Below are 25,979 nucleotides of genomic sequence, written 5' to 3'. Positions count from 1 at the left end.
TTTTTTAACATAGCTTTTAACATACAGCTTTTTTAATATAGCAAGGAAGCGTCATTATGAGCAGTACCTATATCGATATCCCATCCGACGAAGACATCAAAAGCTTAGCGGAGCAAGGTCTGACGTTGCCGCTAACCTATCATACGCTCAAGCATTATTTGCCACATCGTTATCCTTTTATGTTGGTAGACAAGATTATCGCTTGTCAGCCTGGGGAATGCATTACTGGTATCAAAAACGTGACCATTAATGAAGAGTTTTTTAATGGCCATTTTCCTGATGAACCGATTATGCCAGGGGTATTAATGGTAGAGTCCATGGCGCAAGTTTCTGGCGTATTAGGCTTTATTAGTGCCGGATTGACTGCCGAAGATGGCTATCTATATCTGTTTGCAGGGGTGGATAAGGTGCGTTTTAAGCGCCGCGTCATTCCTGGTGATCAACTGATTATCCGTGCCAAAACGGTTATGCAAAAGCGCGGTATTTATAAATTCGATTGTACGGTACATGTTGAAAATGAGCTTGCTGCGAGTGCTCAAGTCATGATTGCCCGCCAAGAGCAATAGTTTATCTTCACTATCTTGGGGTGAAGACTGGCTCAATCGTTCAAAGACTGACGCTTATATCGGCGATAGTACTAACCACTAATCATTATAATCTGAACGGGTATTGGCTTAATTTATAAAGTTAAATTGGTTGTATTTGTTTTACTATTTACTTGCATCAGATGATACAAAGGCCTAAATTATGAGTCAGATCCATCCAACAGCACTCATCTCACCGTCCGCTCAGATTGATGAGACTGCTATCATCGGTCCTTATTGTATTGTTGGCGACGAGGTGACGATTGGTGCCTATACGACGCTGCATCGGCATGTCGTCGTGGCAAGACTTACCCGTATTGGCAGCCACAATCAGTTTTATCAGTTCGCCAGCATCGGTGAAGATCCACAGGATTTGAAGTATGCAGGTGAGCGTACTTGGCTTGAGATTGGCGATCATAATACCGTTCGAGAAGCTTGTAGCTTACATCGTGGCACAGCCCAAGATGGTGGACTGACCAAAATTGGTAGCCACAACCTGATGATGGTTAATACGCACATTGCTCATGACTGCTTGATTGGTGATCATAACGTACTGGCTAATAATGTTGGCATCGCAGGCCATGTAACGATTGGCGATCATACGATTATCGGTGGTAACTCAGGTATTCATCAGTTCTGTACCGTGGATGATTATAGTTTGGTGGGCGGTGCCAGTCTAATCTTAAAAGATGTAGCAGCCTTTACTATGGTGTCTGGCAATCCGGCAAAAACCCATGGTCTCAATGTAGAAGGAATGCGCCGTAAAGACTGGTCTAAGCACACGATTGACATCTTACGTCAAGCGTATCGCACGATCTTTAGATCAGGCTTAACGACAGCTCAGTCGCTTGAAATTCTAAAGCAAGAGCTATTACCGAAAGAGCCAAAAATTCAGCTGCTTATTGATTCTTTGCAAAAAAGTCGTCGGGGTGTCGTTCGCTAATCAAGTGATAGATAGTGTACGGATAGAAAGTTAGAGCATTACCTTGTCGAAGGTTCGATGAACCAAACGGTTGTTAGGTAGTCATAAACATAAAAAGCCATAGCCAATCGTTATGGCTTTTTATGTTTATGACTACTTGACTTTTTTAGTCGCTTAGCAGAAACTGAGCGTTTACGATATTGTAAACAATTCTTTCATAATGTTGCTAGGCGCGTCACATTGAAGCGTTGATTAGATAGTCTGTGGTACGGAGGACTATTTAAAATAATCATGGAAGATTATAAGCGACATTAATTGAAGCACGAGGACAGAAAAAATGGCTATCAATAAACAAGAACATGCACAGTGGAGCTCAAGTTTTGGCTTCGTATTAGCAGCGGTTGGTTCAGCAGTAGGTTTAGGAAACATATGGAAATTTCCATATATGGTTGGTGAAAGCGGTGGTTCAGCCTTTGTTATTGCTTATTTATTCTGTATCGCGCTGGTAGGTTTCCCTATCTTAGTTGCTGAATGGTTGATTGGTCGTCGTGGGCAAAAAAACCCAGTCAATACTTTTGCAGACGTAGCCGCAAGCGAAGGTAAGTCACGCAGTTGGGGTATCGTTGGCGCCACTGGTATTTTGGGCGGCTTTTTGATCCTATCTTTTTATAGTGTGATCGGTGGTTGGGCGCTCAATTATATTACTAAAGTAGGTACAGGAAGTTTTGTAGGTCAAGATAGTGATTCTGTCGCTGGGACCTTTGATGCCATGCTTGCTTCAGCTGGTACGCTGACGATTTGGCATACCGTATTTATGGCGCTGACCGCTTTGATTGTTGGTATTGGTGTGACCAAAGGTATCGAAACCACTGCCAAAGTTTTAATGCCGCTACTAGGTGTGATTTTATTTGTCATCGTGGGTTATAACGTGATAAATGGTGGCTTTGGTGAAGCAGTAGCTTACTTATTTACGCCAGATCTTAGCAAGCTGACCGCTGACGTTATGCTTGCAGCCTTAGGACATGCTTTCTTCACGCTATCTATTGGTATGGGTATCATGGTTGCTTACGGCTCATACTTGGGTCGAGAAGTGAATTTGCTTAAGACGGCACGTACCGTGGTTATTTTGGATACGGTCATTGCCTTGGCAGCTGGTTTAGCCATCTTCCCAATTATCTTTAGCAATGGTCTTGATCCTGCTTCAGGTCCTGGTCTTATCTTTGTGAGCTTGCCGATTGCTTTTGGTAGTATGGGCGCAGGTACGATCATTGGTACCTTATTCTTCTTACTCATTACTTTTGCTGCTATTACCTCATCTATCTCATTACTTGAGCCAACGGTTGAGTTTTTAGAAGAACGTACTCCGATGAATCGTACCGTATCAACCATCGTTGCAAGTACAGTGATTTGGTTATTGGGCATCGCCGCTTTATTATCATTTAATCTATGGTCTGAATTTACGATTATGGGTAATGGTATCTTTGATGCCTTGGACAAAATTACCAGCAAATTCTTATTGCCATTGACGGGTCTGGCGGCGATTATTTTCCTTGCTTGGAAAATGGATCAACGTACTATTCAACAAGAGCTTGGCTTATCGAACGGTGCTTGGCAGCTTTGGCAAATTGTCGCTAAGTTCGTAGCACCAATTGCCGTGATCGTGGTATTTGTAACCTCGTTAATGGGCTAGTACTGATTAATTAGAAATAATAAAAGCAACACACTAAAAAGGGCTTAAGATAATTCTTAAGCCCTTTTTGTATTTATAACTATTTCAAAAAATATGATTAGCGTAAGTTTAGTTCAGGAACCGCTTGTCCACGCTTGCTATAAAATTCAGTGACGAATTCATCAAATTTGTCTTGTTCAATAGCGTCTCTAATACCTTGCATCAAACGTTGGTAATAGCGCAAGTTATGAATAGTCGCTAACTGCGCGCCTAGCATTTCTTTGCACTTGTTTAGATGATATAAATAGGCACGGCTAAAGTTTTGACAAGTGTAGCAGTCGCACTCTGGGTCTAATGTACCTTCATCATTGCGATATTGGCTGTTACGGATACGTACAACGCCGGCGTTGTCTAAGTCGCCTGTAACGAAGTAATGACCGTTACGCGCGTTACGAGTCGGCATGACGCAGTCAAACATATCAACGCCGCGACGGACTGCTTCGACAATATCTTCAGGCTTACCAACACCCATCAGATAGCGTGGCTTGTCGGCTGGCATCGCATCTGGAATATAATCCAAAACATCCATCATCTCGTCTTTTGGCTCACCAACAGATAGACCGCCGATGGCATAACCATCAAAGCCGATATCGAGCAGTCCTTCGAGCGACTGCTGGCGCAAATCGGCATACATACTGCCTTGAATAATGCCAAATAGCGCATTGGTGCTGCCCAGTCTGTTGTGCTCATCAACGCAGCGCTGTCCCCAACGTAGTGAGAGCTCTAACGATTTTTTGGCTTCATCATGAGTCGCTGGGTAGGGCGTGCATTCATCGAATTGCATGACGATGTCTGAGTTTAAGCTGTACTGAATCTGCATCGATTTTTCTGGTGATAAAAATACTTTAGCGCCATCGATAGGAGATTTAAAATCGACCCCTTCTTCGGTGATTTTACGCATGGCACCCAGACTGAATACTTGAAAGCCGCCTGAATCGGTTAGGATAGGCTTATTCCAATGCATAAATTTATGCAAACCACCGAACTTATCGATGACTTCAGTACCCGGACGCAGCCATAAATGAAAGGTATTACCTAACACGATATCAGCGCCAATGGCTTCAATATCACGTGGCAGCATACCCTTGACCGTGCCATAAGTACCGACAGGCATAAAAGCAGGCGTTTGCACGTCGCCATGATTGAGATGAACCGTACCACGGCGTGCACGCGTCTCGCCGCTGGCCGTTTTATGTAAGACAAATTGCATATGATAATCGCTATTTACGCTATGAAAATGGCGCTAATTATAGCATTGTTAGCAGTTTTTTTGGATACGGATGTTTGTTTATCGATAATATAAATCTTCGATATGATCGTGCTATAACCTAAAGAACACATAGGGTATTACGGAAACACACAGACAGCATTACAAAGTAATTGGTACAGTAGATCATAAATTAATTATAAAAAAATCATCATCAAATTTTCTATTTGGATGCCGGAGATACAATATGACAAAAACAATTCCTCTACTATTAAGTGGTTTATTATTCATACCAGGAGCTGCTATGGCCGTTGAAGAGCCTGATTACACCGTAATAAGTCAATTGGAAGATTTTGAACTGCGCCGTTATGACCCACAGTTGGTGGCTCAAACACTGGTAACTGGCGAGCAAAAAGATGCCAGCAATAAAGGGTTTAAAGTATTAGCCGATTTTATTTTCGGTAACAACACTGCACCGACTGGTGGCAGTGGCAAGATCAGTATGACAGCACCAGTCAAGATGCAGCCGTCACAAGAAATTGCAATGACGGCGCCAGTCAACATGCAACAAACCGATGGGAAATGGCGCGTACGTTTTGTGATGCCGAGTCAGTATACGATGCAGACATTACCAAAACCGAATAATCCAGAGGTCGAAATAATTGAAGTGCCTGCTCAAACTTACGGCGTTATCAAATTTTCAGGATTTACTGGAAGCAGTAAAGTGGATGATAAGACGGAGGAGTTGCGCACTTGGATGCAAAGTAAGAATCTAACACCTACAGGTGATCCTGAACTGGCACGTTATGACACGCCATGGACACTCCCATTTTTACGTCGTAATGAGGTGATGATTCGTTATCAGTAAACGTATTTGCGACAATATTAGTTAAATAGCGCCCATAAAAAAGACAGCAGATGCTGTCTTTTTTGTATTGAATTCTTAAGAAAGCCAGCTTAGTTTTTTTGCTCGCGGATAATGTTTAGCATGCGGCGTAATGGCTCAGCTGCGCCCCATAATAGTTGATCGCCAACGGTAAATGCGCCTAGATACTCAGGGCCCATATTGAGCTTACGCAAGCGTCCTAGTGCGACTGTCAAAGTTCCTGTTACTGCCACTGGTGTTAAGCGGTTCATGGTGGCTTCTTTGTCATCTTCGACTAGATCTAACCACTTATTACCACTGTTTTTTAGTGCCGCTTCGATTTCCTCTAACGGGATGTCTTTTTTGAGCTTGATGGTCAAGCCTTGAGCATGACAGCGCATCGCGCCAACACGGACACACATACCGTCGATAGCAATCTTATCAGCTTCAGAGTTACCAAGAATTTTATTGGTTTCGACACCGCCTTTCCACTCTTCTTTGGATTGCTTATTTTCTAATTGTGCATCGATATAAGGGATCAAGCTACCAGCGAGTGGTACACCAAAGTACTGCTTAGGAAAGCCCTCTGAGCGTTGGGTCTGGGCAATCTTTTTATCAATCTCAAGGATCGCGCTCGCAGGATCAGCCAGTTCATCTTTGACCGCATCGTGTAGCACGCCCATGCCGTTGATGAGCTCACGCATGTTGTTGGCGCCAGAGCCACTCGCTGCTTGATAAGTCATCGCGCTGACCCATTCTACCCAGCCTCTATTAAACAATTCACCAATAGCCATCAGCATGAGTGATACCGTACAATTGCCGCCGATAAAGTCTTTTTGACCATTGGCTAGGGCGCTATCAATGACGCTGCGATTGACTGGATCAAGAATGATGATACTGTCATCTTCCATGCGCAGAGTGCTTGCGGCATCAATCCAATAGCCATTCCAGCCGCTAGCACGCAGTGGTTGATGAACTTTTGAGGTGTAGTCGCCACCTTGGCAGGTAATAATTACATCACAAGCTGCTAGTGCGTCAATATCATGAGCATCTTTTAGTTGGCTGGTTTGAATACCATCGAAACTTGGCGCATCACCACCAGCATTACTGGTTGAAAAAAATACCGGCGTGATACCGTCGAAATCTTTTTCTTGCTGCATACGTTGTATCAATACGGAACCAACCATGCCGCGCCAGCCTACCAAACCTACTGTTAAATCACTCATGAATCTTAATCCTTTTTTACCGTTATTTATTGCATTGCCAGCCGATAACAATGCCGTGAATGACCATAAAAAGCAAGGCGTTTTAGCAGATTTTGGCTGTTTTTCATACACTAATAACTATGTTCACTATAACTTTACGTTATCATCATGAGCCTATTATGAGATCTGCTGTTTTCATATTACATAAAGTCTGAGAAAAAATGACGAAAAATATAACAAGCTCAGTATCGTGACTGCGCTGACATTGTAACGTTTTATGGTCAGCTGAGCATATTAACGCTCCGTAGTAGGCGATAGACTGATGAAATGCTAAAGTAATACCAAACCCAAATATACGACTAGCTGTGTCAAACCCGTTTAGTCTACAATGCGTAGTATTTACACTCGTTTTCCTTGCTACTCTAATTTTTGTGAATGGTATAAGCATCTATTCTTATCAAAGATAATCATTATACAAACGTTAGTCACTGGCTGACGATGAGTATATGAATCATTGGCTCAGCCAGCAACTCAATAAATGGTTAATACATATTATGGATCTCTCATTATTATATTATGGCGCGCAGTGGTTAGCTGGACTTATCGCGTTTGTGACGATTTGGGGGTGGTTGCCTCTTGATAATTGGTGGGTGCGCGGCGTTGAGTTTCCCCGTATTCAAATAATGGTGCTTGGGATCATTGCTTGGATTGGCATGTTGGTATTTTGGTCAGACTGGCAGCTGGGGCAGTGGTTATTGTTCGTTGCCTTAAGTCTCACTTTGGCTTTTCAGATTAGAATGGTATTGCCTTACACCAAACTATGGAAGAAAGAAGTACAAAGTGCCAAGAGCAAGCCAGATGGCCAAAATCATCAATTAAAAATCATGGTGTCAAATGTCTTAACCCCTAATGATGAAATGCAAAAATTGGTCGATTTGGTCAAGCAAAGACAGCCAGATATTTTGATTACGTTAGAAAGTGATAAAAAATGGGAACAAGCATTACACCAAATCGAGCCAGACTATCCCTATACCGTAAAAGTCCCGCTGGATAATCTGTATGGTATGCACCTTTATTCTAAGCTTGAGCTGATAGATCCTGAAATCAAATATCTGATGATTGATGATATTCCCTCTATCCACACGCAGCTGCGATTGCAAAGCGGCCGAGTAATTTGGCTGTATTGTTTGCATCCTATGCCGCCAAGCCCGACGGAAGCGGACAAATCAACGACTCGTGATGCCGAACTGCTCATGGTCGGCAAGCATATCAAAGAAAAAAATCAAACAGCGATACTGGCTGGTGATCTCAATGATGTGGCATGGTCAAAGACAACTCGTCGCTTCCAGCGTATCTCAGGGCTATTAGATCCACGTATTGGTCGTCATTTTATCAATACCTTCCATGTCAGTTATCCATTTTTACGTTGGGCGTTAGATCATATTTTCCATAGTGCTTGCTTTACAGTGGTCGATATCCAGCGTATGCCATCTGTAGGATCCGATCATTTCCCTGTTATGACGACTTTACAATATGAGCCAGAAGAAACAAGTCGACAAGAAGGTAATGCCCCCACGGCACAGGCAGAAGATATCCAAGAGACAGAAAACAAAATTGAAGAAGGCAAAAAAGAAGGCAAAAAAGTCTCAGATGAGCATAGAGAAGAGCAGCGAATTTTTGGGTAATGGCAAACCTAAGTGATGGGGTGAAATACGCTATCATGACGTAAGCATATGCTTACGTTAAATAAGGTCTTTAGCCTCTAGTCGCATCAAACTGATTGCCTTAAAATACCACCATCAACACAAGGATACGCATGGATGCAGTGTTGAGACCGTATCAATAAAAGCACAGGTCAGCCCGCTGTCTTATAGGATACTGTTTGTGACTTAGGATGAGTCAACAAGGAAGAAATAACAACAATAATATGAAGCGCCATAGCCCCGAACCAATCGCCCTAGGTTCGGGGCTTTTCTTTGTGTGTAAAGTATTGGTTGATAAATCTCAGCTTCTAGCATATCAAGGTTTGAGAGCATTTAGATATAGTCAGTGAAAAGTGATATCGATATATCACGAGCTGCTGATATCAATTTTTCTTGCTTGCTGTGCCTACGCAGACAGAGGCTACAAAAAATTGATATCAGCAGTATCGTCGCGTTTTTGGGGTATTTTGACTATACGATAGTTTGAGTTGAGGACACGCCCTAGGGTAAAAGAAAAAAGCCTATGCGTTGTTCATATAAAAAAAGGGTACATGCAATGGCATATACCCTCTTTTTATTTAGAAATGTGTACTGATATTCAGCTTGCTAGCGTCTCGTCAAGCAATTAGCCAAGCACTTGAATATAAGCGCCAGCACGTAGCTCTTGTAGCCAATCTTCTTTGGCTTGTGGTGCTAGACGTTGATACAACGCTTGACGCGCCATGTTACGGCGATATTGCTCACTAACGTCTTCTTGACGCTTACCTTCTACTTTTAAGATATGCCAACCAAATTGGGTCTTAAAAGGAGCAGAATAATCACCGACTGCTGTGTTTTTCATCACTGCTTCAAATGGTCCGACCATATCCTCTGCGCTTACCCAATCCAGATCGCCACCGCGTCCTGCTGAGCCTGGATCATCCGAATAGGTTGATGCCAAACCAGAAAAGTCAGCGCCGCTGCGTAATTGCTCATACAGATCATTAATCTTCTGCTCAGCAAGGGCATCCGTTTGTAACTCATCGACTTTGATCAAAATATGACGAGTGTTCCACTGCGGTATGAGCATTTTATCACTTTCTTTTTTATCAGCAAGCTTAATGATATCAATGCCTTCAGGCGTCAATAACGGCGCACTCACTGCGCCGACATCGAGCTTAGTAATCTCGCTCGATAACTCTGTCGGTAGCGATGCCGCTTTGTGAAAGCCCATATCGCCACCTTGTATAGGGATAGCGTAGCTGCCTTGACTGGCAGTAACGGCTGCAGCCACGTCGACATTTGGTTCTAATAAGCGTGCACGCAATGCTTGGGCCACTTTGAGTGCTTCAGCACGCTGGGCTTCTGACAGTCGGCTGTAGTCATCCATATAAGGGACGCGTACATGAACAGTTTGGTACTCGCTTTGGTTCAAACGTTTGGCTTCTGGAGAAGCCAAAAATGCGTCGATATCTTGCTCACTAATACGCACACGACTGCTGATTTGGCGTTGTTGCAAAGACTGAATAGCGGCATCTTCAATGAGTTTGGCTCGTAGGGTCGCATAGCTCCCAGGTTGGTCAGCGTCCAAGCGTTGCTGTAAAGCAGCAATACTACCAAGCCCTTCAGCTTGAGCAATTTGACCAAGACGCTGATTGATATCGGCTTCGTTAGGATTTAGACCCACACGTTTGACCAGTGACAGTTGCAGCTCACGCAAGATGAGAGCATTTAACACTTCAGACTGTAGCTGTGCTGAATTGGCAATCGGTTCACCAGCAGCTTGTGCCCGTGCTTGTGTTTGGGTGATCGCATCAATCAAGTCGCTTTTTAAGATAGCATTTTCATTGACCAAAGCAATGATGCCATCGGTACTGTTTGCTGGGGTCAAGCGATTGACATTACTTTGCTCAGCGCTAGCATTTGTTTTAGATGCTGTTGCAGAATTAACGGTGGCAGCTTGCGCGCTGAAACTAAGTACAAGGCCTGCACTCATACTCATAGAAAGCAGTACGGCTCGGCTGGTCTGACGTAAAGAAAAAAATCTCATGATGCTCCTCATCAATGTCATCGCATCGGATGGTAGTCGGTCAACGCTATCTAATATCTTTAATAAGCAAATATTGTCTAAGGTTGCCCATAATAGGGTTACAAACAAGGTTATATAAATAATGACGAAAACAATGCCTTAATATAGCATTATTTGCGCCTTGTTAGTCTTTCCATGCAGTCTGGACGGGTTCAAAGCCCAAGACCTTATCAGCGAGCAATCGTGTCAAACGGCTGCTATTGTTACCAAGACCATTCAATCTAATCTCTGCCATAATCGCTTGTGTCGGTTTGTCTTTGACGTTTAGGTCATTATAGTAACGACGACCGTAAACGGCAAAACCAAAGCAGCAATCTTCATAATCGATGCCGATTAGCGAATCGAGCATTTTATCACGATTGTAATCATATTGACCTTGAGCCAATACTCGCCAGCTGTTATTGATCGGGAACACGGCTGAAGCAGTAAAGGCAGACAGCGGCAATTGATTGGTGTTTTCATCGCGCTGACGCTTAACAAAGCCAACGTTAAACAAGCTATTATCCGATGGCTGATAACGTAGCTCTGTCGTAACGTAGTTCAAGTCATAATCATCGGTTAGCGCACCGCTGACATCCACCCAAAAATTGTTGTAGGGTTGCGTACTGGTATCCCAAACCATTCCTGAAGAGGAAGAGCTAAAGACAGGTTGTTGATTTTCAAGGGTCACGCGACCATCATCGATATAAAACTGCTCAGCAATGCTACCATCAAAACGTGTCACACCCGTTGCATCGATGTAACGATAATTAATCCCAGGGGTAATAGAATGCAAATCCTGCAAGCGATCATGACCTAAAAACCAACTGTCTGAAAACAACTGCTCGTAGTTAATTGAGGCGATACGAGTATTAAAGTTAGGGATGTCGTTTTGGTTTTTAAATGGCGAATAGGTGTATTTCAATCGTGGACTTAATAAGCGATAGCCACCCATGGTATCGTCAAAGGCACCGAAGGGTGAGCCTGCTTGGTAGAAGTGCAAACCTGCATCAATACTGGCTTGCGGTACAAATACCGATTGGCTACCATCTTCTTCACTAAGTTGGTTGTCCGCGAGGCTGTCTTCGTCATATGAGGTATACAGATGTTGTAGGCTCAGCTTGGGCTTAATATAACCCCATGATTTTTCCATCGGATAAACAGCGCTGATTTTGTTATAGACCCGCGCACCACTTTTTTCATTCTCAGAACCATCATCGATAGATTTTTTGAAATAAGCAGAATCATGCACACCCGTGATATCAAAACGCTCTGCCCACGGTAATCGATAGTCAAGTTTGAGCTGTGGTAAGCGTGAATAAGGCTTGTCTTTGTCTTCTAACGGCTCACCATTATCGGTAAAAGCATTGAGCGTTTGGAAGGTCTCAACCTTTAATTCACCGTTGACATAGTCGTTGTAATAATTAAGTCGAGCGCGACGTGGCAAGTTTAAGGTGTTGTCCGATAAACCCAAAGTATCAAAGTCGTTAATATAATCTTCATCCGACACATAGCTGTATTTAGCATCACCACTTAAGCGCGGAATACTGGTAGATGACCAATAATGATCATAAAAAAAGCTGGTGCGATCTTCGTCATCATATTCTTTGTCGTTTGGCAAATATGAACCGTTAAAAATCCCTTCGCCATAATTTTCGGTCAAGTAGCGAAACTCACCTGTGAGCATAGGGTTGCGATCGCTATAGATGTGAGTATTGATCGTCGCATCATAATTGGGTGCTAAATTGAGATAGTAGGGGATATCAACCTCAAGCCCACTTTCACTACTAATGCTCGCATTCGGTAATAAGAACCCTGTACTGCGTCGGCTGTCTATGGGGAAGTTAAAATAAGGCAGATAAAACACCGGAACATCCGCAATACGGAAAGTCGTATTGTAAGCTTCACCGCGACCAGTCTCCGTGTCCAAATCAATACTTTTGGCATCGAACTGCCATTTGCGGTCAGTCGGTGGGCAAGTGCTGAACATGACCTGATCCAGCTCATATTGGCTATCGTTAGGTCGGTTAAGGCGCTTGGCATAGCCGTGTGCTTGGAGTTCTACGCTCGCAAACGCCACATCGTTAGCCGTTGACTGTCCGGTTTCAGTATTGTAAGCCAAACTGTCTGCAACACCAATGAGACCACCTTTGGCTGCCTGTTCGGCGATACTGCCTGTACCTGTGTTTCTAGTGTTAGCACGGGTTACTTGATTGCCAGTTGCTTGATCGGTAAACATGACTTTACCTTGCGCAGCGGCAACACCACGACTCAAATCTAACAAGATACTATCAGCTTCAATATGCTGAGTACCTTGATCGACAATCACGTTACCAGATAGCTCCGCATAGTCGACATTGTCATAATAACCATAGTCGGACTCTGCAAATAAAGGCGCTCGATTATTAGCCACGCCATTCAGATTAGTCGCCACCTGACCATTATCCATCGCCGCTTCATTGACGGCTCGTTGATAATTAGCATTTTGTTGCGGATAGACCCATCGACCTTCGCAGCGCTGGGCACTATCGATGACGTTTGGTAGCAGCCGTAAGTTTTTGCCTACTTTGGCGATGGTTTGCGTTGCAGGTGATAGATTGTCTTGGATATTATCTGGTTCAGACTCTAAAGTATTATCACTCGTATTTAGGACTGATAAATCGGTATCAGGGGTCAGCTCATAAAATTCTGCCAAACGCAGCAAGCTGTTTTGAATGCTCTCATCGCTGGCATCGATTGCATCGCTGTCATCAATCGGTTTCAGCGTATTGCTAGCGTTGTCAGCCACTCGCACATCGTTATTTCTCGAATTGGTGTTGTCGCCGATGGTCGTTAGGGGTTTTCTCTGTGCCTGTACGTCAGAGATAGCATCACTATTGTCGTTGATTTCAGTGATGTCTAAATCGCTATTATCAAATGTGCTACTAGCCATCAAAGCAGCGTTGCTAGCTTCGGGAGCAATATTTACAGTTTCTTCATTTACTGCTTCATAAGCGCTTTTCTGTGCAGTGACGCGCGGGTAACTAATGTCTTGATTGACGGTGTTAATATTGTCTTTGGTATTAGAGCTGGCATCGGTATTGACATCGCTGGCTGGGTCAGAGACATAACTGCTGACAGTATCGGTGGCTAATGGCGCAGTTGTCTGTGTGTCAGCCTTGGTGAGCGCTGCACTGACGGTCAAGCTCGATAAGCCTAAGGCACCGAATAAAACCAAACGGATGCTTTGGTAAAGCGGAGAATATAACAAGGGCACACCTATGATTGCAGAGCCTATTGGATTACGATATTTAGTTTAATAGCCATGTTTTAGCTATATTTAGCGGTTCATAAATGACTAAAAACTTAGTGGTTCATAAATGATTAAAAAATCAGGAATTAATCATATACTCTCAAAAATTTGGCTGTTTTACATATAATGACGACTAATCATAGTCAAAAAAAACCAAATCAGCTACACTATTTACCAAAATTTATGACATTGCTAAGCTGTTTTCTTGAAAATTGCTGTGCAACATTGATAAAACTATGTGTCAATACCTACATTACAACAGATACTGTCAATCAAGCTGTCACTATTTTAGCAAGGTTTTGCCTGACTTATCACTACTTTAATGATTTACGACTTATATTTAACCTGCGATGTAATCTATGACTGATACCATGCCTTTGAACGCCACCCTGAATGCCACCCTGAATGCCACTCTAAACGACAAGAATAACCGCCAACAGCAGCTAGAGAATTGGTTGCAGCAAGTGTTTGCTGACCAAAAATTTGTGCTCGATAGTTTGCCTGGTGATGCGAGCGCCCGCCAATATCACCGTATCCAATTGGCTGATAAGAATGACGCCACCGCGCGCTATATTGTCATGGATTCTGCTGACGAGCAAGACGCCTTGCAGCAGTTTATCAATGTTGCAAAGCTGATGGCGCCCGCAATCAATGTGCCAACGCTGGTTGCGCAAGATGTAGCAAAGGGCTTTTTGGTATTGCAAGATTTTGGCACGATAGAATTTGCGCATTTGCTCGTCGATGCGACACCTGAACAAATTAATGATCATTATCAATTGGCCATGCAAACTTTGGTGGCGCTACAGACTGTGCCGGTAGAGACTGCAAAAATTCAGTACCAATTGCCTGATTACGACACCACGTTATTGAACCGCGAGATGGATTTATTCAGTGATTGGTTCATACCCTATATCGGGGTCGAACTCGATAATGAGCTATGGAACACCCTAAAAACGGCATTGATACAAGAGATTTTACAGCAGCCAGCAGTGATCGTGCATCGTGATTATCACAGTCGAAACCTGATGCAAGATCAAGCGGATCGCTCGCGCTTAGGCGTGATTGACTTCCAAGATGCGGTGATTGGCTCTTATACCTATGATTTGGTGTCATTGGTGCGTGACGCTTATGTTGAATGGCCAGAGCATCAAATATCTGGTTGGATTCGTGACTTTTGGCAGTTGCAACAACAGGCGGCGCTCACCACCGCTGATAGTGCTGAACAGCTTGAGAATGATATGAATGTGATGGGCGTACAGCGGCATCTCAAGGTACTAGGAATCTTTATCCGTTTGTCTGAGCGAGATGGTAAAGACCGTTATTTGGCTGATATCCCCAAAGTCATGCGCGATCTAATACTTGAGTTAAATTGGCTTGCTGAGCATGGCAATGAGGCGATGCAGCAAGCGCTATTGCCATTTAATCAATGGCTTGCAGATCAGGTATCACCTGCTTATCAAGAGAAATTTTCCTCGTTATAGAGATGGATAATAAGTTGCATCTATCTCTCTCATTATAAATTGAATAAGGAGCGTGCATGTCTACGATTACGCAAGCAATGATTTTGGCTGCTGGTAAGGGAACGCGCTTGCGTCCGTTAACACTTGAAACCCCTAAGCCCTTAGTAGAAGTGGGTGGACAGCCGCTGATTGTTTGGCATATTAAGGCGCTACAAGCCGCGGGCATTACCGATATTACGATTAATGCCTCGTGGCTTGCTGACAAGCTCATGGATACATTGGGTGATGGTAGCGGGTACGGGGTCAAATTGCATTGGTCAGTAGAAGATGATGAGCCGTTAGAGACCGCAGGTGGCATTTTTCAAGCATTACAAACCGGTAAACTGCGAGATGAGCCATTTATTTTAGTCAACTCCGATGTCTGGACGATGTATGATTTTGCTCAGTTGCGGGACTATAGACTAGGCGCTGATCAACAGGCGCATCTGTTGTTGATTGACAATCCAGAGCATAATAATGGCGGCGATTTTGCGATCAATAATGGTCTGGCCAGTGAGCAGCCAGTGGGTGATGCAGACAAACATACTTTTGCTGGTATCAGTGTAATGTCGCCTAGATTGGTGGATGGATTGGTATCAGGTCAGCCAGCTGCATTGGCGCCACTGCTCAGGAAAGCCATGCCCAAATTCCAAATTACGGCGGAAGTCATCACTGATAATTGGATAGATGTAGGGACGCCTGAGCGTTTGGCGCAGGTAAATGAGTTTATTGAGAGCAACGGTAGCGATAATCACTTAGGCGCATAAACGCAATATCAAATAAAAACAGATTAATAAAAAAAGCAGCGTTGATTTCTCGACGCTGCTTTTTTTATGATATTAGCGATTGGCATCAAACGCCCATTGCAAGTTTGATCAGCTGAGCGATAATGAAAATAGTCAAAAATCCTGCTAAATACAAGCCGAGAAACCATAGCCACTGTGTCTGTTTTTTACTGAGTTTTTTCATCGAAACCTCCTGTCTTTAATGACACTCCTATTTACTATCTGCCATAAATAAAAATGTATCTACAACCACTAAGGGTTTGAAGCTCCTATAATGCGGTACTTAATACATAGGCTCATGACCGGACTTACCCTTAAAGGTATAGTAAGCGTAGGCGGTATAGCTCAAAATAATTGGTAGCATAATAACCGCACCAATCAGCATAAAGGACAGCGACGTATCCGCAGCCGCCGCGTCATAAATCGTCATCTGATAGGGAACGATATAAGGGAACATGGCATAACAGACACCAATATAACCCATCAAAAACAGTGCCACTGTCAATAAGAATGGACGATATTCGCGCTCAGTAGTCAAGTCTTTACGCATAAGAAAGAACAGTAGCAGCACAATAATAGGCATAGGTGCTATATAAAATAGGCCCGGTAGAGTGAACCAGCCCTCGAGTGCATCAATATCTGAGAAGTACATAAACATCGTGACTACAACCATCGCTAAAACCAACGCTGATAGTATCCAGCTCGATATTTTTCTTGCCCAGACTTGTAGTGTGTGTTCGGTCTTGATAATGAGCCATGTCGACCCGAGTAGCGCATAGCCAGTAATGAGAGCAACACCGCACACCATAGCGAAGGGGGTGGCCCAATCAAAGGGTCCTCCTGAGTATAAACGATCGCTAGCCTGTAGTCCCTGTACGAGTGCACCTAGCATCACCCCTTGAGAGAAGGCGGCAACGATTGAGCCTAAGAAGAAGAAAAAATCCCATACATAGCGCCGTGACGTGGCTTTGAAGCGAAACTCAAATGCCACCCCGCGTAGAATAAGACCAAACAACATCAATGTGACTGGCAGATATAGCCCCGTCATAATGATGCCATAAGCGACGGGGAAAGCGGCAAACAAGCCACCCCCACCCAGTACCAGCCATGTCTCATTACCATCCCAAAATGGTGCGATAGAGTTCATCATTCGGCTACGATTCTTATCGGAGCCTGCAAACGGAAACAAAATGCCACAGCCCAAATCGAAGCCATCAAGTAGGACATAAACAAAGACAGCTAAGGCAATTAAGCCGCCCCAAATTAAGGGTAAATCTAATACATCACCGTAGTTAAACATTAGCGTAACCCTCCATCATCAACATCGTCTGCAGGAGTATCTAAATCTTCTTCAGTATTTTTAGCAGGGTTCTTATCACCGCTCAAGGTACGGCCTTGACCTTCTGTGACAGAGTGCTGATAGAAATTATCTTCTGCAGGATCTAGGTACGGTTTTGGTCCCTGAGCAATCAGACGCAAGATATAAAAGCTACCGGCACCAAAAACAAAGATATAGAGAACAATAAAGCCAATCAAGGTAGTCGCGACTTGCTGTGCGGCAAGCGGTGACATACTCTCAGCCGTACGAATCACGCCGTATACCGTCCATGGCTGACGACCCGTTTCAGTCACAAACCAACCTGCGAGTAGGGCGATAAAGCCAAGCGGTGTCATCATCATCCACGCACGATGGAACCATTTACTGTCGGGGTTAAACTGTTGTTTTTTGATATATTTGTAAAGACTAAACAGACCCACCAATACCATCAAGGAGCCAATACCTACCATGACACGGAACGACCAAAATACAATTGGGACATAGGGCTGATCTTCTGGTGCCCAGTTCTTAAGACCTTTAACTTCGCCATCTAATGAGTGAGTCAAGATAAGACCCGATACGTAGGGTATCTTAACCTCATAATGGTTTTTTTGTGCCTTTTGGTCGGGTATAGCGAACAAGACAAGTGGTGCGCCGCGCTCGTTCTCCCATAACCCTTCCATTGCCGCAACTTTGGCAGGTTGATGCTCAAGCGTGTTCAGACCATGCATATCACCAAGCACTACCTGTAGCGGTGCCACAAAGATGGCCATAATCATTGCCATACCGAGCATGATGCGACCGTGTCTGCGGTGATCGGTATGCTTTTTGGATTGAAGGTAATATGCCCCAACGCCGCCTATCACAAACGCAGTAGACAAGAATGCTGCAGTCATCATGTGTGCATAGCGATAGGGGAAGGAGGGGTTAAAGATGATTTTGAGCCAATCAGTTGGATACAATAGACCATCTGCACCAATCATAAAGCCTTGCGGCGTTTGCATGAAGCTGTTGGCTGATAAGATCCAAAATCCTGAAATAAGGGTGCCTATAGCCACAATCGCCGTTGATGCAAAATGCATGCGCTTGCTGACTCGTCCCCAACCAAATAGCATGATACCTAAGAACGAGGCTTCTAAGAAAAACGCAGTTAGGACTTCGTAGGCCAATAATGGGCCTAAGACGTTACCCGCTTTGTCAGCGAATACAGCCCAGTTGGTCCCAAACTGGTAAGACATAACCACACCCGACACCGTACCCATACCGAATACAACGGCGAATATTTTGACAAAGTGTTTATAAACTTCAGCGTAAATAGGCTCGCCCGTTTTTAACCAGCGGTATTCTAATACCGCAAGCCAGCTGGCAAGCCCGATAGAAAAAGCAGGAAAGACAATATGGAACGAGATAACAAAAGCGAATTGGATGCGCGCGAGCGTCAGCGCATCAAGCTGGTCAATCATAAACGTAGCGAACATAAACGGTTACCCTTATCTGTTAGCTGAATAGCGCTGGCTTCCATGACACGCTCAAGTAACTGTCCGTAAAGCAGGATGACAAGTGTTACGGGCAATGGCTTAGTATTAGTTAGCAACCAATATCAATGTATCAAATGCGGCTAAGCTAAGACTGTTTAGCTGAATGAAGTAATTTATATCCCTATAAATTAATGTATGACTGTCAGTTAAGATGAATATAGTATGCGCCACCATAAGTATACACGCAAGCTACTCATGGGGCTGGTCGCATACCTAACAGTCACCAAAACTTCCTTGAAGAAACGCCCTTTCGGCTGATCAATTAGGCTGACATCATTGCTGTAACTGTTCATGCAAAATCTGTCGCAGCGTTAGTACGGTTTGTGGATTTTCTTGGATGCTATGACCGCCATTAATGACGGTTTCAGAGGCGGCACCTTCGAGATGGGCACTGGTGTAGGGGACGATACCATCTGACAAGCGTTCGGTCAGTGCTTGGCTGATATCTTCATCGACAGTCACAGCGGCGACGAGTGGTTCACTGATTGACTCAGATTCAGATGCAGGGCCATTGCTTGCATTCTCGCTACTGTCCTCTTCTGATACTTCTTGGGATAAGTCAATTCTTGCACCACCGGGTTGCATTTGCGCCAAGCCGTTAGTGATATCGGCATCGTTATTAGCGATAATCGAATGATAAGTAATGCGGTCATTGATGCTGATGTCTTTGGTTAGCTGAATAAAAGACGATTTATCACTTAATTGACTGGCACCATTCTGCAAATACAGAGCACCTAAGGGGTTTTGCGCCAAGTCGCCCTGAATGGCGAGGGTGGCCACGTTATCGGTGACAGTCTTGACCAATCCCACAGGTAAGTACACGATGCGCCTTAGCGCTCGAGTAAACCAGCGATCAGCGTAATCGGTGCCTTGAAAGGGTGAGGACAAGAAGATGGCAGTATCGACTTGTGGCAGGGTGTGTAGCTCAAAACGGTTACGCAGATCGTCGTTAGCAAAGGCTTTTTTCAGCATGTCATCGACTCGTCGTTTACTGCTGTTTTCGAGTAAGTCTTTATCCTCTAAAGCGTCTAAGTTGTTGGCCAAATTGTCATCAGACAGCATCATGCGGGAGATGATGCCACCCATGCTATGACTGATAATCACGCTATTTTTGCTGGCACGATTTTGTCCTTCAGGATCAGTCTGTTGATACGTACTATTGATCAATTCCTGAATTTGATAACGGTTCTCTAAAATAGGTAAATTGGTCGGATAAAAAATCTGCCATACCTGATAGTTATCACGCAACTTATCATCATTAAAAATATCGTTGGTCAAATTCACCCACGTGGCGGGACTAGATGCCAAGCCATGCACCATAATGATTACCCGCTTGTCAGGATCATAAGGCTCTAGCATAAACAGCTTGGGTAAACTGGCCTGTTTTTGGCGGGTGATTAGATTTAAGTAACCGACGCCATCGAGCTGGTTTTCTGCCAGCCATAGTCCATAGCCAGCAGAGAAGTTCGCTGCCAGTGGATAGTCATCACCCAAGATAGTGGCGCTCTCGCTGCGATAAGGGTTGTATAAATGAATATCGAGCTGATGACTGCTGAGCGTATCAAGGACGCTATCTCCAGCGGGCTTAATTAAGCCAGTCATCAACAAATGCCCTGTAGGATAGATGCGTGAGCTGGGCGCGCTATCATCTTTTTTTCCGTCAACGGTATCTTTATTGAGCCGCCCCGATAGCGATGAAACCAACAGTTGTCGGACAGTCGTGGTATAGCGATCATCCAATGAAGCGACTAAGCTAATACCCAGTCCTGGACGTTTGCTGATTGAGTTGAGGCCTGAGAGACGCAGCTCATAAGTGGACACCAAGTCAGCGAGCGCTGAGGTTTGTTTTTGTGCATTTTTTAGATAGTTACTTTCGTTGGGCATAAATATATTGAGATTATAACGGTCTACTTGCACCTTCATCACTTCGATCTGGTCAGTAGGTTTACCGTTTAACGATGCTCGGTTTGCGATCGCTTCTTGTTTGCTCGTATCTTGAGACGCCGTGCTCATTGGTAGATAGTCCACTTCGGTCTTACCCATCAATTTATTTGTGCCATCTACCGATTGATATAGTTGGGTAATGACGTCATTGCTGGCTGCGTTATAAATATCTTGAGTTTGGATGTCAATATCGCTTGGAATACGGTTTTTTACCTGAGATTGACTCTTTACTTTATCTGCTCCTTCAAAGTCATGTGCCAAGCTGTCATAAAACAGATAGGTATAGCTGGATTTGATGGCATCAAACAGTTGACTTTGGTAGTTGATCAAGCATTCGTCTGTATTCTTCTGCTGACTCTCAGACTCATCATCGCTCAGAGGCGCGTTGGCATAATAAGGATCAAGCGGCGGACGAGTGAGGGCATTTTGACACTCTTTGGAGTCGGCAAGCTGACGAGCTCTGGCATAATGTAATTCTGAAAACACAGCCAGCGCTGGACGGTAATTTTCATTGAGCATGCTGTCAGTAAGCTGCATTAGGCACAAATCAAACTGTTGAAAACAAGCCTGTTCGTTGAGTCCTGCTGATAACAAGGCTGACGCTGTGTCAGTACTGAGCTCATTGTCTGTGACGATATTGCCGCGCTGTGCAGAAATGGTCTTCGCTGATGCTTGCTTTTCAACCGATACGGTACTACAAGCTGTTAGTAGCGCCATTGCCGTTATGAGCCCTGATAGAATGACAGGTTTTATTTTTATAGTAGCGTGTGTTGCCGGATTACTGACAGGGCGAGTGAAGGTCATAGGTAATTCCAATAAATAATAGTCATGCCTATAGTCATCATAGGTCGTCAATATAATAAAACGAGTGTAGCGCAACTTTTTGGATTTCACTATTTTATTTGAAACTTCAAGTGTAGTGGATGAAATTAATAGTAAAATTTTGTTTGATAATATTCAGAATAAAATGAGTGTGACGATAACGTAGCAAATTTTTAACCTGCATGGCTAAAGAGGTTATTTGAATAAGCAAAAGAAAAAGAAAAAGCAACAATGACTAGGGCGTGTCTTCATTTCAAAAATGGCGATAAAAATGAGATAAATTGCCGTCAAACAAGAAAAATAGCTGGTTAATATCGGGATATTAACCAGCTATTTGACGATGTTTGGCAAGATTTAGCCATTTTTAGCCCATTTAGATGACTATCGAGTGAATTGAAGACAGGCCCTAGCATTGAGCCAAAAAAAACCTTCTTTTTATATTGATATCAAACCAATACAAAAAGAAGGCGCTACGTACTTTAGTTTTAAGTCATTTTTTAATAATTGAAGTTAATAACTGAATTTATGCTCCTGGCTTCACGTCGATATCAGGCGCTGGTATGTCCCAAATATAAAACTTGCCATCTTCAACGAGCTTAATTTGTTGACGAATAACTGCATTATTAGGGACTTGTTGCTCGAGACGACGCAAACGCTCTAGAGCATTATCGCGACGATCACTTAACAAGTCTGACTGCGCCAAGCTTTGCTCCGCTTCGGTGTAGCCCAAAGAGACGGCTCGGTCTAGATATTTTTGACCTTCTTTGAAGCCACCGCCTTCTGATAACATCATACCATATAAGAAATTGGCTTCACCACTATCAGATTTGATCTTGATGGCACGGTCGACATATTTGCCGCCACGTACCGTATAGTCTGAGCCTAAGTCTAAATTACGCCCCATACCATTGAGTTTGGCCGCCCGAAGTAGCACGTCATAAGAAGCATTTGGCGATTGGGCATAAGGCTCAATCCATTCGGTCAATACTTTGATTTTTTCACGAGTATAGTGACGTTGTGAGCGATTAGGAAAGTTTGGTGGATAATGACGGGCATTAGGAGAGACGTCTTCAATAAAGTCATCTAGCAAGCTAACGTCAAGCTTATCAGTACCCAAACCTTGCTGCTGTGGAACCAACACTGTCGGTACAAAGCTGACGCTTGAAAGTTGCACTTGCGGCGTTGGAATATTAGATAGCTGACCACCACGAAGGTCAATACCGGTTGCTGTCATTGGTCCACGCTCGTACACACGAGTCGTCCCTGTCAATTCCGGAGTTGCTACTGCTGGTGCTTGTGGTACTGCCGCTGACTGTGCAGTGTTTAGTGGCGGCTGACTTTGCTGAGTGCCAGTTGGTAAAGCATTGTTTTGCTGGGTACTATTTGCCGTTGCCATATTTGCCGCTACGTCGGTTTGAGCCGTACTGGCAGTAGCGTTAGCATTTGGCTTAGCAAGACGAATGACGCGTCTGCTTGAATCCATGGCACTAGGGACAGCAGCGACTGTGCTAGCTGTGCTGTCAGTTTCTGCCGCATTAACAGGGGCAGACAACATCATGGCACAGGCAGCCGCTAAGGCGGTCAAGGTCGCAAACTTAGGCGCTTTAGTAGATGAGTCGGTAGACAAGCTAGAGTGGTTGATGGCTTTCATAAAAGTCGTTACCTTGTGTATTAAGTCGTTATTTACAATCGATTGATAGTTGTTTTGTATTATCGAAGCTATTTTGTATCGTCTAAAATGTTTTGTATTATTGGCGCGCAATCTTGCAAATTTCTAATACCCTAGCAAATTAAGCAGAATGCTATCAGTAGTAGGATTGTTAAATTAAATAATTCAGTCAGCCCTATGAGAGGCGCTACTCACTATGCATTTACAGATGATAAGCCGTGGCTTTCATCCGATTTGCCATCCAGCGCATGGTCTGACGCACTGGTGGTGATAAGGCCGCGCCGCCACTTGCTAGTGCCAGCTCGCGATGGTGCAATTCTTCAATATCCATTTGCGCTAGTATCTCTCTTGAGCGCTGATCATGGACGGGTAATTGCCCGATATGCTCTTGCAAATGCTCGCTGACTTGCGCCTCGGTTTCGGCGACAAACCCCAAACTAAACTCGTTGGAGATAGTGCCTGCTACCGCGCCAAGACCGAAGGACATGCCGTACCACAATGGGGTAAAAAGGCTAGCATGACTGCCTAATTCCTTTAAACGTGTCTCGCACCACACCAAATGATCGACTTCTTCTTCGGCTGAATGCTGCATGGCTTGCTTGACGCCATTGTCTTTGGCAGCAAAGGCTTGACCGTGATATAGACCTTGCGCACATACTTCGCCAGTATGATTGATGCGCATCAGTCCTGCCACGTGACGCGCCTCCGTAATCGTCAGCTCAGGAAGATCGTTATTACTGACGGGCAATGGACGGGTACTGGGGTTTGAGTGCGGAACAACCGCTCGCAATGCCTTGTCAACCCCAAGTAATAACTGGTCAATTTTGGATAAGGGACGCAGGGCCATGATTCACTCCTGATGGCTTTATTTTTTATCAATAAAATACTTTTATTAAGGCTATTTGCTTTTTAAGGCAGTCATATTCTGTTCATGCACATTACTATAGCAAACAATACAAATTATCGGCACCACTATTATCGGCTGCATGATTCAGCGAGCACCAACTCTACTCATGCTCGTTAGATCTTCGAAGCATCTAATCTTGTCGGCTAAGCTCATCATCATGAGTTTGGATGACCGCATGCTTCACGTGTTTGTTCAGCTTAATATATAAAAACGCACCAAAAGCAATGTTTAGCAGACCAGTGACCAAGAATAATTGCGGTAGCGTCAATCCTAAGGTGTTGAGCACCACAATCGCAAAAATCGCTGAGCTGACCATAAAGATGGCATTAAAAATGTTGTTGGCACCAACGATACGTGCGCGGTGGCTTTTGGGCGCGTAAGCCTGCATAGACGCATATAAAGGGACAATATATAAGCCGCCACTAAACCCTAAAAAGAACAAATCGGCAAACACGCGCCAACTGCCACTCACGCCAAACAAATCACCAATACCCAGTAACGTCTCAGTGTTCACGTCAATGTTTAGTCCTGACAAGGAAAAATACAAATCGATAGCAAAAATACTTAAACCAGCAATACCAAAAGGAAGTAAGCGTAAACTGACTTGGTTTTTGGTAAATGTTTTACATAACAAAGACCCGATCGACACACCCACAGAAAATAACGTTAATAGAAAAATAACCACTGACTCATCGCCATGCAAAATGACTTTGCTGAATTCTGGTACTTGGGTCAAAAACGTCGCGCCATAAAACCAAAACCAGCTGTTGCCAAGAATGACAAAGAATAAGAAAGGCAGCGAGTATAAATAGCGTACCGTCGACCAGCTGGTGGTAAAAATATTCCAATTAATCTTGAGCGTCGGCTGCATGGCGGGCATCGTAGGAATATATCGGGCTGCTAGATAACCCAAAACAGCGACGACCAATACGGTGGCGCTAATCCAATAAAGGGATTGCGATAGCTGGGTCAAAACACCGGCGACAATCATACCAATGAGGATAGCCAGTGAGGTGCCCATCTGAAACAAACCATTGGCACCGACGAGCTCATCTTCCTTCATCGCTTGCGGTAAGTAAGCGTATTTAATCGGGCCAAAAAAAGTTGAATGCGTGCCCATCAAAAACAACGCCACAAATAATAAGCCGTACCATTCAAAGACAAAGCCCACAGCAGCAATCGCCATAATGACCAGCTCAAGCATTTTAATAAAGCGCGTGAGCTTTGACTTTTCAAACTTATCAGCTATTTGTCCCGCCAATGCCGAAAATAGAAAGTAGGGTAGTATAAATAGCATTGCCGCTAAGTTATTTAAAATACTAACTTCCATGCCCAACTGACTGGCAGCGGTATAAGTCAGTACTAATATGAGTGCTTGTTTAAAAATATTGTCATTGAACGCCCCCAAAAACTGGGTAAAAAACATGGCGCTAAAACGGCGGCGCTTAAATAACTGAAACTGGTTGGCCATGAAGATTCCTACAGATGGATCGCGGCTGATAGATGAAAAATAAGGGCTGCGCGCAGCTTTTGAAGTGCAAGCAATTATCAATATTATCAAAAACTTATCGAAATATAGCATAGGTTTTATCAATATTAAGCCGTATAATAGCAAGGCTTTGATAAAAATACATGCGCCCGATGCTATGATTTCATAATTAACTAAGTTATGATTTGTAATTTTACATGGTTGTCTTTTGAAGGGTTACCTTGTGAAAGCATCAATGAGGTGAAGGTATCAATGAGACTCAAGACTCGGTATCACTTAAAACGACCTATTTTATGCTAGCAAGTTTAGATGATAGACGTTCAGCGCTAAAACTTAGCAATAAAAAAGTACGGTAGTCCATAGAGCATCTCAGCTAACTGTTATAAGTTTATTCACCGGTAATACCTGATGAGTCTATCGTCAGTGACTTGTGCCGCGTGAGGTGATAGGAAAT

The 25,979-nt window shown here is 43.9% G+C and carries 18 protein-coding genes; 7 read left to right on the top strand and 11 right to left on the bottom strand.

The window, feature by feature from the left end; genetic code table 11:
• The first annotated feature begins 56 nt into the window (after nucleotides 1–56).
• The 3 genes from fabZ (at nucleotide 57) to ACMFL8_RS10300 (ending at nucleotide 3,196) form a co-directional block, all read left to right on the top strand.
• On the top strand, nucleotides 57–566 hold the full coding sequence (fabZ, locus tag ACMFL8_RS10310) for a 3-hydroxyacyl-ACP dehydratase FabZ (RefSeq protein WP_194619043.1): 510 nt from the start codon (nucleotides 57–59) through the stop codon (nucleotides 564–566).
• Between the two features lie 181 nt (nucleotides 567–747).
• Nucleotides 748–1,527 carry an acyl-ACP--UDP-N-acetylglucosamine O-acyltransferase gene (gene lpxA, locus ACMFL8_RS10305; RefSeq protein WP_189580617.1) on the top strand — a complete coding sequence of 260 codons (780 nt, stop codon included), beginning with the start codon at nucleotides 748–750 and terminating at the stop codon, nucleotides 1,525–1,527.
• Nucleotides 1,528–1,843: 316 nt separating this feature from the next.
• Nucleotides 1,844–3,196 (top strand): sodium-dependent transporter, encoded by a 1,353-nt coding sequence (locus tag ACMFL8_RS10300; RefSeq protein WP_413190900.1) that lies wholly within the window; start codon nucleotides 1,844–1,846, stop codon nucleotides 3,194–3,196.
• A gap of 97 nt (nucleotides 3,197–3,293) precedes the next feature.
• On the opposite strand, the gene tgt is transcribed toward ACMFL8_RS10300, so the two are convergent.
• Nucleotides 3,294–4,445 (bottom strand): tRNA guanosine(34) transglycosylase Tgt, encoded by a 1,152-nt coding sequence (gene tgt / locus ACMFL8_RS10295; RefSeq protein ID WP_010200213.1) that lies wholly within the window; start codon nucleotides 4,443–4,445, stop codon nucleotides 3,294–3,296.
• Between the two features lie 301 nt (nucleotides 4,446–4,746).
• Here tgt and ACMFL8_RS10290 point away from each other — a divergent pair, with 301 nt between their 5' ends.
• A complete protein-coding gene (locus ACMFL8_RS10290) occupies nucleotides 4,747–5,310 on the top strand; it encodes an SOUL family heme-binding protein (RefSeq protein ID WP_413190899.1) in 564 nt (187 codons plus the stop codon).
• A gap of 89 nt (nucleotides 5,311–5,399) precedes the next feature.
• Here ACMFL8_RS10290 and asd read toward each other — a convergent pair whose 3' ends face one another.
• Complete coding sequence (gene asd, locus ACMFL8_RS10285; protein WP_413190898.1) at nucleotides 5,400–6,533, bottom strand: aspartate-semialdehyde dehydrogenase; 1,134 nt, start codon at nucleotides 6,531–6,533, stop codon at nucleotides 5,400–5,402.
• 485 nt (nucleotides 6,534–7,018) lie between these two features.
• On the opposite strand from asd, the gene ACMFL8_RS10280 reads away from it, so the two are divergent.
• Nucleotides 7,019–8,197, top strand: a complete 1,179-nt coding sequence (locus ACMFL8_RS10280) for an endonuclease/exonuclease/phosphatase family protein (RefSeq protein WP_413190897.1) — start codon at nucleotides 7,019–7,021, stop codon at nucleotides 8,195–8,197.
• Nucleotides 8,198–8,840: 643 nt separating this feature from the next.
• On the opposite strand, the gene ACMFL8_RS10275 is transcribed toward ACMFL8_RS10280, so the two are convergent.
• Together ACMFL8_RS10275 and ACMFL8_RS10270 are read right to left on the bottom strand one after the other, a co-directional pair.
• A complete protein-coding gene (locus ACMFL8_RS10275) occupies nucleotides 8,841–10,244 on the bottom strand; it encodes a peptidylprolyl isomerase (protein WP_189580627.1) in 1,404 nt (467 codons plus the stop codon).
• A gap of 163 nt (nucleotides 10,245–10,407) precedes the next feature.
• Nucleotides 10,408–13,512, bottom strand: coding sequence for an LPS-assembly protein LptD (locus ACMFL8_RS10270; RefSeq protein WP_413190896.1), 3,105 nt, complete (start codon nucleotides 13,510–13,512; stop codon nucleotides 10,408–10,410).
• 401 nt (nucleotides 13,513–13,913) lie between these two features.
• Here ACMFL8_RS10270 and ACMFL8_RS10265 point away from each other — a divergent pair, with 401 nt between their 5' ends.
• Nucleotides 13,914–15,035 carry an aminoglycoside phosphotransferase family protein gene (locus tag ACMFL8_RS10265; RefSeq protein WP_413190895.1) on the top strand — a complete coding sequence of 374 codons (1,122 nt, stop codon included), beginning with the start codon at nucleotides 13,914–13,916 and terminating at the stop codon, nucleotides 15,033–15,035.
• Nucleotides 15,036–15,091: 56 nt separating this feature from the next.
• Complete coding sequence (gene murU, locus ACMFL8_RS10260; protein WP_210540121.1) at nucleotides 15,092–15,820, top strand: N-acetylmuramate alpha-1-phosphate uridylyltransferase MurU; 729 nt, start codon at nucleotides 15,092–15,094, stop codon at nucleotides 15,818–15,820.
• Nucleotides 15,821–15,905: 85 nt separating this feature from the next.
• On the opposite strand, the gene ACMFL8_RS10255 is transcribed toward murU, so the two are convergent.
• From ACMFL8_RS10255 to ACMFL8_RS10225, 7 genes are all read right to left on the bottom strand, one after another.
• Nucleotides 15,906–16,022 carry a DUF2474 domain-containing protein gene (locus ACMFL8_RS10255; RefSeq protein ID WP_210540120.1) on the bottom strand — a complete coding sequence of 39 codons (117 nt, stop codon included), beginning with the start codon at nucleotides 16,020–16,022 and terminating at the stop codon, nucleotides 15,906–15,908.
• Between the two features lie 99 nt (nucleotides 16,023–16,121).
• Complete coding sequence (cydB, locus tag ACMFL8_RS10250) at nucleotides 16,122–17,138, bottom strand: cytochrome d ubiquinol oxidase subunit II (protein WP_210540118.1); 1,017 nt, start codon at nucleotides 17,136–17,138, stop codon at nucleotides 16,122–16,124.
• Nucleotides 17,138–18,634 carry a cytochrome ubiquinol oxidase subunit I gene (locus tag ACMFL8_RS10245; RefSeq protein ID WP_413190894.1) on the bottom strand — a complete coding sequence of 499 codons (1,497 nt, stop codon included), beginning with the start codon at nucleotides 18,632–18,634 and terminating at the stop codon, nucleotides 17,138–17,140. The genes cydB and ACMFL8_RS10245 overlap by 1 nt, the downstream gene beginning before the upstream one ends.
• A 333-nt stretch (nucleotides 18,635–18,967) precedes the next feature.
• Complete coding sequence (locus ACMFL8_RS10240; protein WP_413190893.1) at nucleotides 18,968–21,442, bottom strand: esterase/lipase family protein; 2,475 nt, start codon at nucleotides 21,440–21,442, stop codon at nucleotides 18,968–18,970.
• Between the two features lie 541 nt (nucleotides 21,443–21,983).
• Nucleotides 21,984–23,111, bottom strand: a complete 1,128-nt coding sequence (locus ACMFL8_RS10235) for a hypothetical protein (protein WP_413190892.1) — start codon at nucleotides 23,109–23,111, stop codon at nucleotides 21,984–21,986.
• Between the two features lie 220 nt (nucleotides 23,112–23,331).
• The gene (gene coq7, locus ACMFL8_RS10230) at nucleotides 23,332–23,970 is read right to left on the bottom strand and encodes a 2-polyprenyl-3-methyl-6-methoxy-1,4-benzoquinone monooxygenase (protein WP_413191393.1); all 639 of its coding nucleotides are present in this window, start codon (nucleotides 23,968–23,970) and stop codon (nucleotides 23,332–23,334) included.
• A 196-nt stretch (nucleotides 23,971–24,166) separates the two neighbouring features.
• Nucleotides 24,167–25,507, bottom strand: a complete 1,341-nt coding sequence (locus ACMFL8_RS10225) for an MFS transporter (protein WP_413190891.1) — start codon at nucleotides 25,505–25,507, stop codon at nucleotides 24,167–24,169.
• Nucleotides 25,508–25,979 lie beyond the last annotated feature (472 nt).

Origin of the sequence: Psychrobacter sp. AT9, assembly GCF_047272965.1 — a bacterium.
Taxonomy (GTDB): domain Bacteria; phylum Pseudomonadota; class Gammaproteobacteria; order Pseudomonadales; family Moraxellaceae; genus Psychrobacter; species Psychrobacter glaciei.
The sequence above is the reverse complement of the archived record's forward strand: the minus strand, read 5'-3'. Positions and strand labels throughout refer to the sequence as shown.